Below are 12,859 nucleotides of genomic sequence, written 5' to 3' on the forward strand. Positions count from 1 at the left end.
GCAGGCCTCCCTATAACCTTTCCTTAAGGAGCTTGTTCACCAGGCCGGGGTTGGCTTTCCCCCCTGTCGCCTTCATTACCTGGCCCACCAGAAAGCCCAGAGCCTTTTCCTTGCCGTTGCGGTAGTCCTCCACCACGTTGGGATTGGCTGCCAGCACCTCGTCGACAATCTTCCCCAGGGCGGCGGTGTCGCTGATCTGGACCAGGCCCCTTTCCTGGACAATCTGGCGGGCGCCTTTGCCGCTGGCAAACATCTCCTCCAGGACCTGCTTGGCGATCTTACCGCTGATGGTGCCTTCCTTCTGCAACTCAAGGAGGTCTGCCAGTTCCTCGGGTGGTACCGGCGCCTGGCCGGGCTCAAGGTTCCGGGCGTTTAACAGCCGTAAGAAGTCGCCCATGATCCAGTTGCTGACAACCTTGGCATCGGGATACCGGGCCACTACCCGGTCGAAGTAGTCGGCCAGGTCCCGGGAGCTGGTTATCACCCCGGCATCGTAGGCCGGCAGGCCGAAGGTATCCATTAAACGCCGGCAACGGGCATCGGGCAGCTCCGGAAGCTCCCGGCGTACCCGTTCGATCCAGGCGGCGTCGATTTCCAGGGGTACCAGGTCCGGTTCCGGGAAGTAGCGGTAGTCGTGGGCCTGCTCCTTGGTCCGCATAACGGTTGTTACCCCGCGGCTTTCATCCCACGCCATGGTCGCCTGCTCGACCCGGCCGCCGCCCTCCAGAATGGCAATCTGGCGCTCAATCTCGTACTCCAGGGCCCGCTGCAGGGCGCGGAAGGAGTTCATATTCTTTACTTCCGTCTTGGTGCCGAAGGTTTGAGAACCCCGGGGCCGCACCGAGACATTGGCGTCGCAGCGCAAGGATCCCTCTTCCATCTTGCAGTCGGAAACGTCCAGGTACTGGAGGATGGCCCTGAGCTTTTCCATATAAGCCCGGGCCTCCGCCGGAGAGCGCAGGTCCGGCTCGGAGACGATTTCCAGCAGGGGTACGCCGGTGCGGTTGTAGTCCACCAGGGAGTAACCCCCGCCGGGTCCGTCCACGTGGACGAGTTTGCCGGCGTCTTCTTCCATATGCACCCGGGTGATACCGATTACCCGCTCCTGGCCGTCGACGTTGATCTTCAGGTAGCCGCCGGTAGCCAGGGGCAGGTCGTACTGGGAAATCTGGTAGTTCTTGGGGAGATCGGGGTAGTAGTAGTTCTTGCGGTCGAATTTACAGAAGGGCGCCACCCGGCAGTTGAGGGCCAGGGCCGTTTTCAGACCGAACTCAACCACCTGGCGGTTAATAACCGGCAATACCCCGGGCAGCCCCAGGCAAACAGGGCAGACGTGGGTATTGGGCTCGCCGCCAAAGGCCGTACTACAGCTACAGAAAGCCTTGGAAGCCGTCTTCAGTTCCGCATGGACTTCCAGGCCGATTACAGCTTCGTATTCCATTACGCCACCCCCAGTTCCGGCCGCCGCCGGTGGTATTCCGTACTCTGTTCAAAGGCATAAGCTGCCTGCAACAGGGTGGCCTCGGCAAAGGGCCGACCAATCAGCTGCAGGCCGACGGGTAGTCCCTGGCTGAAACCGCAGGGCAAAGACAGGGCCGGTAGCCCGGCCATGTTAATAGGGATGGTACACAGGTCGGACAGGTACATGGCCAGGGGGTCTCCCGCCTTTTCACCCAGGCGGAAGGCCACCGTCGGGGAGGTAGGCGTGGCCAGGAGATCGTATTTCTCGAAGGCCGTTTCAAAGTCCCGGCGGATAAGGGTTCGTACCTTAAGGGCCTTCAGGTAATAGGCATCATAGTAGCCCGAGCTCAAGGCATAGGTGCCGAGCATAATCCGCCGTTTGACCTCGGGGCCGAAACCCTGGCTGCGGGTATTCATGTACATCTCGATAATATCCTTGCCCGGCACCCGCAGGCCGTAACTGACGCCGTCATAACGGGCCAGGTTGGACGAGGCCTCGGCCGGGGCCACCAGGTAATAGGCCGGCAGGGCGTACTCGGTATGGGGCAGGGAGGTTTCCTCACAAACGGCTCCCAGTTCCTCCAGTTTGGCAATAGCCCGCCGGACAATGGCCGCCACCTCCGGTTCCATGCCAGCGCCGAAATACTCCCGCGGAACGCCTATCTTCAGGCCTTTCACTTCCGGCTTCAGGGCCGACCGGTAATCGGGCACCGGCAGATCGGCGGACGTAGAATCCAGGGGGTCATGCCCGGCAATGGCCTCCAGGACCAGGGCGCAATCGGTGACGTCGCGGGTAATGGGGCCGATCTGGTCCAGGGAGGAGGCGAAGGCCACCAGGCCGTAACGGGATACCCGGCCGTAGGTGGGCTTCATCCCCACGACGCCACAGAAGGAAGCCGGCTGGCGGATGGAACCGCCCGTATCCGACCCTAAGGCGAAATAGGCTTCGCCGGCAGCCACCGCCGCCACGGCGCCGCCGCTGGAACCTCCCGGCACCCGCTCCAGGTCCCAGGGATTCCGGGTGGGGAAGAAACTGGAATTCTCCGTGGAAGAACCCATGGCGAACTCGTCCATATTGAGCTTGCCCAGCATCACCGCCCCGGCCTCTTTAAGACGCCGGACCACGGTGGCGTCATAGGGAGGCACCCAGTCTGCCAGCATCCGGGACGAACAGGTGGTCCGCACCCCCTCCGTACAGAGATTGTCCTTCAGGGCCATGGGCACCCCGGCCAGGGGTCCCAGGGTTTCACCCCGGGCCCGGGCGGCATCCACAGCCCGGGCCTCTTCCAGGGCCTGTTCCGCCGTCCGGGTTAGATAAGCCTGGACCCGGCCGTCGACGGCTTCAATCCGGTCAATGATGGCCGCCGTGGCTTCTTCGGAGCTGATTTCCTTACGGTTCAACAGGTCGCTCAATTCATGGGCTGTTAAGTAATATAATTCCATCTTTTCTACCTCCCGGCCTATACTACCCGCGGTACTTTAAACTGGCCTTCGCTAACTTCGGGAGCCCCCTGCAGGGCTTTCTCCCGGGGCAGTCCGGGCCGGGCACAATCGTCGCGAAAGACGTTGCGCAGGGGCAGGACGTGGGCGGTGGGTTCCACGTCCCTGGTATCCAGGGCGTTTAATTTATCCATATACTCCAGGATGGCATTGAGCTGCTCGGTATAGGCCGTCTTTTCCTCCGGAGAGAGCTTCAGACGGGCCAGCAGGGCCACATGCTCGACTTCTGCAGTGCTAATGGGCATACTTTAACCACCTTTTCCAGCGTACTTTCTGCCTAATTATAGCAAAGAGGCTGGCTGACGGCAATGTTGAGCCGTCGTCATGCACCGCCGAAAAGAATACCGAGAATAAGCAACAACCACAGGGCCTGCCAGAAAGTGACCTTTTTTAAATTAAACACCTCCGGCATAGTGATAGAGCCACTGGAACAAACCGGTTACGGCGAAAAACAGGGCCACCAGGAAGGGTAAAACGGCGAAAATCCTTATGGGTATCATTCTCTAACCCCCCCCCATCTTTAGCGGCCAATCGTTAGCGGCGCAATAGCTGCTTTAACCCGTCTACCAAGAAGATGGAGATTTAGATCACGGATTCCAGGCTAAAATCCCCGTCAAACGGGTTAACAAAAGAAACGCCCTCCAAAGTAGAACCCGGATTAAAGTCTTCACTCAAAACAATATTAATTTGGTTTAAGCGGGCCGTTGCCCAAATTTGGGCATCCCAATAAGATAGCTGATATTCGCGAACACCCCGGGACGCTTCAATAATAATTAAGCCTGTCAAATCAAGAACCGTCCAGGAAGCAAGGTAGTTTTGGACCCGCTGATAAGCCAGTTCTGCTGTTAGGGGTTGCTGTATTTTACGGGTGACGGTCACAAAAAATTCAGCTAGCACCTGGGCACTAATGGCGCCAATTCTTCTCTTTGCTAAAAACTCAAGTACCTGTAAGGCTTTTTCTTGTTTTTCTGGTTCGGAACGATCATAGGCATAGACCATTACATTGGTATCAACAAATATTTTAGCGCTCATACAGGTCTTCACGCTTCCATGTGCGCTTGCCATTAACCGGCCCTTGTTTAATCCATTGTTGGATAAACTCTCTTTCCTTATCCCAAGCTTTACTGTCTTTCTTTTGCCACTTAAAAGTATCAATATGCCTATCAATAGCCCGGCGGACTAATTCCGCTTCCGTTATCCCCATTTCCCTGGCGGTCTCTTTGAGAATAAAGTTTTGATCAGGACTTAGATATAGTTGTTTACGGATCATCCTTTCCATGCCTATCGCCCCCTTCGTATATACATTATATTATACATTGTCAGGTGGCATCAACCAGGCTTGTTTCCAACGTGGTTCCTCGTTAAGGGTATTACCCGATCTTTTAGATACCATTTTTGCTGCATCTCCCCGCCCCTTTACCTAACGCTCGGTGAAATGGACGCCGCCGAAGAGTATGCCGGCATAAAGCAACAAACGCGGGGCCTCCCAAAAGGATTACTGGCGCAAGAGTTGTCGCAACCCATCCGCGTTGATTACCGGCACTCCCAGTTCCCGGGCACGGTCTAACTTGGAGCCAGGTTTTTCACCGGCGACTACATAGTCTGTTTTCCGGCTCACACTGCTGCTGACTTTACCCCCCGCCCTGGTGATCAGTTCCTCCGCTTCCTGGCGGGTCATACCCGGCAAGGTGCCGGTGAGGACAAAGACCTTGCCGGTTAAGGGTCCGGCCGGGGCTGCTGCATTCAAAGCCTCCAGCCGCACCCCGGCCTTTTTAAGCTTTTCCAGTACGGCCCGGTTCCGGGGTTCGCCAAAAAACTCCCGGATATTCTCGGCAATACGGGGGCCGATATCGGGCAGGGCGGTCAATTCCTCTACCGTGGCCGCGGCCAGTTTATCCAGGGAACCGAAATGATCGGCCAGGACCCGGGCCGCCCGCTGACCGACGTTACGGATACCCAGGGCAAAGATGAGGCGTTCCAGGGGTTGCTTTTTACTGGCAGCAATGGCTGCCAGAAGATTGCTGGCCGACTGCTGGCCGAAGCGCTCCAGTTTTAACAGGTCTTCTTCCTTTAAATAATAGAGATCGGCGGCGTCGTGGATGAGGCCGGCTTCCAGGAGCTGGGCCACGATGGCCGGACCCAGGCCCTGGATGTCCATGGCCCCCCGGGAAGCGAAGTGGATAATCCCCTCCAGGACCTGGGCCGGACAGGCCAGACCGCCGGTGCAGCGGTGGGCCGCCTCCCCCGGCGGCCGCACTACCGCAGCCCCGCAGGCCGGGCAGCGCTCCGGCATGGTAAAGACCTCTTCCGACCCGGTACGCCGCTCCGGTATAACAGCCACCACCTCCGGGATGATATCGCCGGCCTTCTGAACAATGACTGTATCGCCGATGCGAATGTCCTTCTCCCGGATATAATCTTCATTATGTAAAGTGGCCCGGCTAACGGTGGTTCCGGCCAGGCGGACCGGGGTGAGGACGGCCGTGGGGGTCAGAACCCCCGTGCGCCCGACCCGCAGGATAATCCCCTCCACCCTGGCGGTGGCCTGTTCAGCCGGGAATTTATAGGCCATAGCCCAACGGGGGGCTTTGGCCGTCGCCCCCAGGATGGAATGAAGGGCCAGGTCGTTGACCTTGATGACCAGGCCGTCGATTTCATAGGGTAAACTCGCCCGCCTTTCCGGCGTCCAGGCTTTTACCTCCTCCAGGACGGCCTGAATGTCCGGGGCCACGACCCGGTAAGGGTTGACGGGAAAGCCCAGCTCCGCCAGGAAGTCCAGGGCCCCGGCCTGGGTGGCAACTTCCGCCCCGGTAAGGCTGATTACCTGATAAACAAAGAGGCTCAAGCTGCGACTGGCCGTTATTTTCGGGTCCAGCTGGCGCAGTGAACCGGCGGCCGCGTTACGGGGGTTGGCAAAGAGGGGTTCCCCGGCTTCCTCCCGGGCGGCATTCAGGGCGGTAAAGGCGACCTTGGGCATGTAGACCTCCCCTCGGACCACGAGAAAAGGCAGTGGCCGGCGCAGGCGCAGGGGCAGGGCGGGAATGGTTTTGAGATTCGCAGTGACCTCCTCTCCCACCTGGCCGTCTCCCCGGGTGGCGCCCAGGGTAAAAAGGCCGTCCCTGTAGGTGAGGGCTACAGCCAGGCCGTCAATTTTAGCCTCGATGACGTATTCCACCGGGCGGCCCGCCAAATCCCGGACGCGACGGTCAAACTCCAGCAGGTCGCCTTCATTAAAGGCGTCGTTGAGGCTCAGCAGTACCTGGGGATGGCGCACCTGGTTGAACTCTTCCCGGGGTGCACCCCCTACCCGCTGGCTGGGGGAGTCCGGGGTCCGGAGTTCGGGGTAAGCCTCCTCCAGGGCTATGAGTTCCTGCATCAGGGCGTCGTATTCCCGGTCGCTGATCGAGGGTTGGTCGAGGACGTAGTAGCGGTAGTTATGTTCTTCGATCAGGCGTCGCAATTCTTCCACCCGTTGCCGGGCAGCAGCTAAATCCATACCTATTCCCCCGGAGATAATATTTCCTGTGCAGCCGCTGCTATGTCCCACCACGCAAATAGTTACCCAACGGCTCTCTGCCAACTCCTGAAAACTGAACTTCCCAGGATAGCAGCGGCGCGTCTCCATAAAGAGCTCCCATAGGGTTACGCGTACTTAAGCCTTCCTAATCGGGGCGTAGCGGAGGGCCAGTTGCTTGATGCCCCGCCCGGGAAAGGCGACGCTGATGATGGCATCATCGCCTTCGCCGCTGATCTTTACTATGACGCCCAGGCCCCAGGCGTCATGCTGGACCTTGTCCCCCACCTGCCAGGAGGCCCGGGTGCTCCTTGCCGGTGCCGGCTGGCGCCGGGTTGATCGGCCCCGGTCATCCCGTTCCTCACTGGTCCGGCTAAGGACCCCGGACCGCAGGCCGGTTCCTTCGCCCTGGATCAAGTCGGCCGGTATCTCATCCAGAAACCGGGAGGGAGGATTGCTCATGGTGCTACCGTAAAGGTTACGCGTCCAGGCATGGGTGAGATACAGGACCTCCCTGGCCCTGGTCATGCCCACATAGCAGAGTCGCCGTTCTTCTTCCATCTCCGCCGGGTCGTCCAGGGAGCGAAAATGGGGGAAAACCCCCTCTTCTAGGCCGGCCAGGAAGACCACCGGGAATTCCAGTCCCTTGGCCGTATGCATGGTCATTAAGGCCACCGCGGCATTGCCGCTATAGGTGTCACTCTCCGCCACCAGGGCTACCTGGGTCAGGAAATCTCCCAGGGATGATTCCGGAGCCCCCTGGTCGTAGCTCCGGGTCACCGTCTGGAATTCCTTCAAGTTCTCCAGCCGGGCCTGGGCCTCAGGAGTCCGCTCCGCCTCCAGTTCTGCTTGATAACCCGTCTCTTGCAAGATGGTAGCCACCAGGTCCGTCACCGTTATTTTTTCCTGCTGCTGGCGAAGGTTATCCAGCATTTCCACCAGTTCCCGCAGTGCCTGCCGGCCCCGGGCCGGGATGCCGGGGATGGTGTCCACCCGCTCCAGGACCCGGTAAAGGCTCTCCCCCTCACTGGTAGCGGCGGCTTCCAGCCTGGCCAGGGTGGCCTCGCCGATACCCCGCCGGGGGACGTTGATAATCCGCAACAGGCTGAGGCTATCGTCCGGGTTGGCAATTACCCGCAGATAGGCCAGGATATCCTTAATCTCCTTGCGCTGGTAGAACTTCAGGCCGCCGACAATCTCGTAGGGGACACCGGCCTGGATAAAGGCCTCTTCCAGGGCCCGCGACTGGGCATGGGTGCGGTAGAGGACGGCAAAGTCGCTGAAGGGCCGCCCCTCCTGCTGGTGCCGGCGGTAAACCTCGCCGGCGATAAACCGCCCCTCATCCCGCTCGTCAGTCGCCCGGTACAGGTGCAACAGCTCTCCTTCCCGCCGCCGTGTCCAGAGGCGTTTCTCCCGGCGCCCCTCATTATGCTGGATAACGGCATTGGCGGCCTGGAGGATGGGCCGGGTGGACCGGTAGTTTTCTTCCAGGAGAATCACCCGGGCCCGGGGGAAGTCCTCCTCAAAGGCCAGTATGTTACCGATATCAGCTCCCCGCCAGCCGTAGATACCCTGATCCGGGTCGCCGACGACACAGAGGTTGTCCCCTTTACCGGCAAGGAGACGCACCAGGATGTACTGGGCGTGGTTGGTATCCTGGTATTCGTCCACCAGGATATGCTGCCAGCGCTGCTGGTAGTAACGTAATACCAGGGGATTCTGCTGCCAGAGAAAGACCGTTTGCATGATAAGATCGTCAAAGTCCATGGCGTTTAATTCCCGCAGCTTCTCCTGATAACGGCGGTAAATCTGCCCCTGCTGTTGCTCCCGGAAGGTGGCCGCGCCGTCCAGGAAACGCTCCGGTGTCTTAAGGTCGTTCTTGGCCATGCTAATGACCTGAGCCAGGGAACGAGGCGGATATTTTTTATCATCCAGGTCTAACTCTTTTAAGACCTCTTTAAGGGCCGCCTGCTGATCGTCGGTATCGTAGATGACAAAATTCGGCCGATAACCAAGGAGGTGGGCCTCCCGCCGCAGAATGCGGACACAGGCTGAATGGAAGGTGCTGACCCAGAGGCCCCGGGCCGCCTCCCCTACCAGGCCCTCCAGGCGTTCTTTCATTTCCTGGGCCGCTTTATTGGTAAAGGTAACCGCGAGGATGTTTTCCGGGCGAACACCTTCCTGAATCAGGGCGGCCACCCGGTAAGTAAGGACCCGGGTCTTGCCGCTGCCGGCTCCGGCCAGGACCAGGAGGGGTGTGCCCCGGTGCTTGACGGCCTCCTGCTGGGGACCATTGAGTAAAGCCATAAAATCTGCCAATACCTTCACACTCCTAAGCCCTGGTTATATTCGCCCCGGCAGCCAAAAAACCTGCAAGGAAACGGCCTTCTTTTTCCCCTTCCAGGAAGGTAATGCATATAATGCAGCAGGTTGAAAAATGAGGGGTGAAACTGATGGAAACCCGGCTTAAAAAGATGGAAGCCCGGTTAAGCAACGACCCGCCAGGTCAAGAAAAACCGGAAGTAGACTCCTGCCTCCTTGAAGTCAGCAGTAGCCAGCAGGAGACGGAAGGCACCTTCGGCTTCTTTAAGGACAGCAGTGATGAACCTGGACAGGAAGGAGCCGCAGGCGATCCCCGGCCCCGGGGAGAGCCCCTGACCCTGGCTGCCCGCAGCCAGGCCCTGTTCCAGGAAGCCCTCCTGAATGGTAGTATTGACCAGTTCCTGGCCCAGCTCCAGGGCTGGATCGAGAGGATTCGCACCTTCCTCAGCTATGCTGATATGGGCATCACCACAGCCGACAACATCCTCAATGTAACGAAAAGCACCCTGGAAGCGGAGATGGGGATTAAAACGGCCGGCGATACCGGTGCCCCTGCCGGTATGCCCCTGCCTGCTTCCTCCCTTCAGCTAATGTGGAACCTCATCCAGACCCCGGAATTTCAAACCTTTACCGGACGCATGCTGGCTCAACTTTTAAAAATGAACCTCAACCCGCCCATCAGCAAAGGAAGCCCCGGCTAAGCCAGGGCTTCCTTCTTTATGTGGTATTCTCCTCTCCAGGCGCAGAAAGCACCAGCCAGGGCAGTACAGCTACTGCTCGCCAGTCGGGGCTGCTAGCCTATCTGGCTGTTCCGGACTTCCTGCACCAGGCCGGATATAAAAAGACCTGGAGTATTAAATATCTCCAGGGGTATATCATTTATCAATCTACCCGTAAACAGGCATTTTAGTTATTGGAATTGGTGGGGCCTTACTTCCCCCATAGTTGCCGGGGAATAAGTATTCATCATGGTGCTGGTGGTCATTTCTTGCATCGTCGGCACCTGGTAATACCCCTTCTGGTTCATATACTGCCACACCTCGTAGGCCTGTTCGGCACAATTGATAGCCCCCTGCTGGATTATACGCCGCAGTTCGGGGTCAGCGCACTCCAGGGCGGCTATCATTCGCATGGTGGCCGAAGACTTGTGGCACCCCAGCATGCCGCTGGCCACATCCCGGTCGTCCATCTCGTTTAAGGAGGAATTTGGCGTCAGGGTACCCGGATTGTCCAGACCGTACACCGGGCTGGCGGTCCTTACGGGACGGTAGGGCACCGCCTGGCCCATACCCCGCTGGTTGATAGTCTGAACCATATTGTTGTATTCCTGGGTCATGAATTGAATCTGCTTATCCAGGATACCCCGGAGCTGCTGGTCCCTGGTGTGGGGGCGGTAGAGTTGGAATTGATTGATACCGTCGATGGTATCGCTTAAAACCTCGTGAACCTCCATTACCTCGTGGGCTCCGTACTGAGCGGCCATGTGTAAATCTCCTCCTGAAAATAATTTTTGGCGAAGAGGTTACCTGACAATGATTATCTCCGTTTTGGGAGGAAATTATGTGGCCCGGTTTTAGACGAGCTGTGAACAACGCCCACATTATGGTATACTAAAGTGCAACAAGTTAAAAAGTTCGTTGAAAGGAAGGAAATTATGAACTGGGGAGAACAGGTGGCTTCGAGACGACAAAGGGTACATGAACAACGGCCGCTAGTACATCATATTACTAATTTAGTTGTAACTAATCTTACGGCCAATGTTACACTGGCGATTGGCGCCTCGCCAGTCATGGCCTATGCCAGGGAAGAAGTAGCCGATATGGCCCGCCTGGCCCAGGCGGTCGTATTGAATATGGGAACCTTGACGGGAGATGTAGTAGAAGCGATGCTCCTGGCAGGTAAAGCAGCCAATAATGCCGGCATCCCTGTAGTTTTCGATCCTGTAGGAGCCGGGGCTACGCCCTTCCGCACCCGGACGGCGCAAAAAATTATCAAGGAATTGCATATCGACATCTTGCGCGGCAATGCGTCGGAAATAGCCAGCATAGGCGGTTTTGGCGGGCATACCAAAGGAGTAGATGCCGCAGGGGCTCCTGCCCGGGTGGCAGAAATGGTCAAGCAAGTAGCCAGGGATTTAAATACTGTGGTAGCGGTTACGGGAGCTACCGATTACATTAGTGACGGAGAACGCTTGATTGCCGTGGACAACGGGCACCCGCTGCTGACTTTTGTTACCGGTACCGGCTGTTCTGCCACCTCGATAATTGCCGCTTTCCGGGCCGTGGAGGAAGATGGCGTAACGGCCAGTACCGCTGCCCTCGCCTATTATGGGCTGGCGGCAGAAAGGGCGGCTGCAGTTAGCCAGGGTCCGGCCAGCTTCCAGGTAGCCCTCCTGGATACACTTTATAATTTAGCCGGCGAAGAACTCGCCCGGGGAGTAAAAATACGCCTTTTGTAAAAGGCTCCGGAACAGGTGCTATTACCTGGACCAGTTAAAAACCCGGCTGGTCAAAGGAAAACAGGGAAGTAGCGGTAAACCGCGGACAACTCCTGGCGGCACCTATAATTTTCGCCTTGAGGGAGATACTGATAATACATTCATCCATCAAGGAACGGAGCGCTTAATGGGAAATCGAAAAACCGGGAATACCAACCTCTGGAAAGTAGCGCTGGGTTCGGCCGGCCTGACCTGTTTGGGGCTATGGCTTTTCAGCCGCCCCCTGCTGAACCGCATTCACGATTCTTTCCTTAAAACCGTGATGACCGATCCTTATGAAGAGAATTTCTGGGAATTTGTCTCGGCCGCAAACCGTACCGGTCTCCAGAAAATTGTCGAGACCAATTTACGGGCTCAGCAGGGGAAACTCATCCAGAGGCCCTTTGGCAGCCCCCGGCGTTTCCCCGGTACGGACGGCCTTGTTTTTAACCTGGCGCAGCTGGCCAGGCTTCCTGTTGAAGAGGGTGTTCCCGTTGATACAAAGGTAACCTTGGGGCCCCGGGCGGCCAAGCCCCTTAATATTAGCATGCCGATCATCATCTCCGGCATGGCCTACGGGCTGGCCTTAAGCGAAAAGACCAAGATAGCCCTGGCGAGAGGAGCCAGCCTGGCCGGTACCGCCACTAATACCGGTGAAGGGCCTTTCTTGCCTTCCGAGAGGCAGGCTGCCAGGCACCTTATCGTCCAGTACAACCGCGGAGGCTGGAACCACAACCCCCGTATACTCAAACAGGCCGACATGGTAGAAATCCAGTTCGGCCAGGCAGCCATAGGTGGCCTGGGCCACAGCACCAATTACGGCGAGATACCTACCAAAGGTCGTCGCCTCCTGGGGATCAAGCCCGGCCAGGCGGCTGTCACCCATGCCCGTATGCCCGGTATAAAAGACCCTAAAAAAGACCTGCCCCCCCTCGTCACCAGGTTACGCCACCTGACCGGGGGCGTTCCCATTGGCGCTAAAATCGGCGCCGGCAATGACCTGGAGAAGGACCTGGCCATCCTCCTGGAAGCAGGCGTCGACTTTATTGCCATCGATGGAGCCGGGGCGGCATCCAAGGGCTCACCGCCCATCGTCCAGGATGACTTTGGCGTGCCCACGGTCTATGCCGTCAACCGTGCGGCTACTTTTCTAAAAAAACAGGGGGTAAAGGACAGAGTGAGCCTGATAGCCGGCGGCGGGCTGGTTACCCCGGGCGACTTTTTAAAAATCCTGGCCTTGGGTGCCGACGCCGTTTACATCGGTACCATAGCCCTCTTCGCCCTCACCCACACCCAGGTCTTAAAGGCCATGCCCTGGGAACCCCCGGTCCAGGTTGTCTTTGCCCAGGGCCGCTACCAGGATCAGCTGGATGAAGACAGGGCGGCCCACAATCTCGCCAATTTCTTATGGTCCTGCAACGCCGAAATCATGGAAGGCGTACGCGCCCTGGGCAAGAAATCCGTCAAACAGGTCGACAAGTCCGACCTGGCCGCCCTGGACCCCGTTACCGCCAGGGCTTTAGGCATCCCCCTGGCGGCCCGGGCCAGGAGTTGCTTTCCCTCCTGATATAGATGGTATATTTTGC

Annotated in this window: 11 protein-coding genes; 3 read left to right on the forward strand and 8 right to left on the reverse strand. The window is 58.1% G+C overall.

Annotation, left to right across the window (positions count from 1 at the left end; translation table 11 throughout):
- Positions 1-10: 10 nt before the first annotated feature.
- The 7 genes from gatB to pcrA form a co-directional block, all read right to left on the reverse strand.
- A complete protein-coding gene (gene gatB / locus MOTHE_RS09910; RefSeq protein WP_011393504.1) occupies positions 11-1,441 on the reverse strand; it encodes an Asp-tRNA(Asn)/Glu-tRNA(Gln) amidotransferase subunit GatB in 1,431 nt (476 codons plus the stop codon).
- Entirely contained in the window at positions 1,441-2,904 is a 1,464-nt protein-coding gene (gene gatA, locus MOTHE_RS09915) for an Asp-tRNA(Asn)/Glu-tRNA(Gln) amidotransferase subunit GatA (RefSeq protein WP_011393505.1), read from the reverse strand. The genes gatB and gatA overlap by 1 nt, the downstream gene beginning before the upstream one ends.
- Before the next feature lie 17 nt (positions 2,905-2,921).
- The gene (gatC, locus tag MOTHE_RS09920; protein WP_011393506.1) at positions 2,922-3,206 is read right to left on the reverse strand and encodes an Asp-tRNA(Asn)/Glu-tRNA(Gln) amidotransferase subunit GatC; all 285 of its coding nucleotides are present in this window, start codon (positions 3,204-3,206) and stop codon (positions 2,922-2,924) included.
- A gap of 337 nt (positions 3,207-3,543) precedes the next feature.
- On the reverse strand, positions 3,544-4,005 hold the full coding sequence (locus MOTHE_RS09925) for a PIN domain-containing protein (protein ID WP_201776955.1): 462 nt from the start codon (positions 4,003-4,005) through the stop codon (positions 3,544-3,546).
- Positions 3,983-4,240 (reverse strand): ribbon-helix-helix domain-containing protein, encoded by a 258-nt coding sequence (locus MOTHE_RS09930; RefSeq protein WP_011393508.1) that lies wholly within the window; start codon positions 4,238-4,240, stop codon positions 3,983-3,985. Before MOTHE_RS09930 ends, MOTHE_RS09925 begins: the two co-directional genes overlap by 23 nt.
- 216 nt (positions 4,241-4,456) lie before the next feature.
- The gene (gene ligA / locus MOTHE_RS09935) at positions 4,457-6,457 is read right to left on the reverse strand and encodes an NAD-dependent DNA ligase LigA (RefSeq protein ID WP_053095010.1); all 2,001 of its coding nucleotides are present in this window, start codon (positions 6,455-6,457) and stop codon (positions 4,457-4,459) included.
- 156 nt (positions 6,458-6,613) lie between these two features.
- Complete coding sequence (pcrA, locus tag MOTHE_RS09940) at positions 6,614-8,782, reverse strand: DNA helicase PcrA (RefSeq protein ID WP_053095266.1); 2,169 nt, start codon at positions 8,780-8,782, stop codon at positions 6,614-6,616.
- Between the two features lie 137 nt (positions 8,783-8,919).
- On the opposite strand from pcrA, the gene MOTHE_RS09945 reads away from it, so the two are divergent.
- Entirely contained in the window at positions 8,920-9,498 is a 579-nt protein-coding gene (locus tag MOTHE_RS09945) for a hypothetical protein (RefSeq protein WP_162490080.1), read from the forward strand.
- Positions 9,499-9,707: 209 nt separating this feature from the next.
- Here the strand turns inward: MOTHE_RS09945 and MOTHE_RS09955 are convergent, their stop codons facing one another.
- The gene (locus MOTHE_RS09955) at positions 9,708-10,280 is read right to left on the reverse strand and encodes a spore coat protein (protein WP_011393512.1); all 573 of its coding nucleotides are present in this window, start codon (positions 10,278-10,280) and stop codon (positions 9,708-9,710) included.
- A 171-nt stretch (positions 10,281-10,451) separates the two neighbouring features.
- On the opposite strand from MOTHE_RS09955, the gene thiM reads away from it, so the two are divergent.
- Positions 10,452-11,255, forward strand: a complete 804-nt coding sequence (thiM, locus tag MOTHE_RS09960) for a hydroxyethylthiazole kinase (protein WP_011393513.1) — start codon at positions 10,452-10,454, stop codon at positions 11,253-11,255.
- Between the two features lie 166 nt (positions 11,256-11,421).
- Complete coding sequence (locus MOTHE_RS09965; protein WP_011393514.1) at positions 11,422-12,840, forward strand: FMN-binding glutamate synthase family protein; 1,419 nt, start codon at positions 11,422-11,424, stop codon at positions 12,838-12,840.
- Positions 12,841-12,859 lie beyond the last annotated feature (19 nt).

It is taken from the genome of Moorella thermoacetica, assembly GCF_001267405.1.
Taxonomy (GTDB): Bacteria; Bacillota; DSM-521; order Neomoorellales; family Neomoorellaceae; genus Neomoorella; species Neomoorella thermoacetica.

Bases quoted from the DNA above. Each gene is read 5' to 3' on its own strand.
- ligA (WP_053095010.1), bottom strand. From the start codon at position 6,457: ATGGATTTAGCTGCTGCCCGGCAACGGGTGGAAGAATTGCGACGCCTG.
- gatC (WP_011393506.1), bottom strand. From the start codon at position 3,206: ATGCCCATTAGCACTGCAGAAGTCGAGCATGTGGCCCTGCTGGCCCGT.
- MOTHE_RS09965 (WP_011393514.1), top strand. From the start codon at position 11,422: ATGGGAAATCGAAAAACCGGGAATACCAACCTCTGGAAAGTAGCGCTG.
- MOTHE_RS09930 (WP_011393508.1), bottom strand. From the start codon at position 4,240: ATGGAAAGGATGATCCGTAAACAACTATATCTAAGTCCTGATCAAAAC.
- pcrA (WP_053095266.1), bottom strand. From the start codon at position 8,782: ATGGCTTTACTCAATGGTCCCCAGCAGGAGGCCGTCAAGCACCGGGGC.
- MOTHE_RS09955 (WP_011393512.1), bottom strand. From the start codon at position 10,280: ATGGCCGCTCAGTACGGAGCCCACGAGGTAATGGAGGTTCACGAGGTT.
- thiM (WP_011393513.1), top strand. From the start codon at position 10,452: ATGAACTGGGGAGAACAGGTGGCTTCGAGACGACAAAGGGTACATGAA.
- gatA (WP_011393505.1), bottom strand. From the start codon at position 2,904: ATGGAATTATATTACTTAACAGCCCATGAATTGAGCGACCTGTTGAAC.
- gatB (WP_011393504.1), bottom strand. From the start codon at position 1,441: ATGGAATACGAAGCTGTAATCGGCCTGGAAGTCCATGCGGAACTGAAG.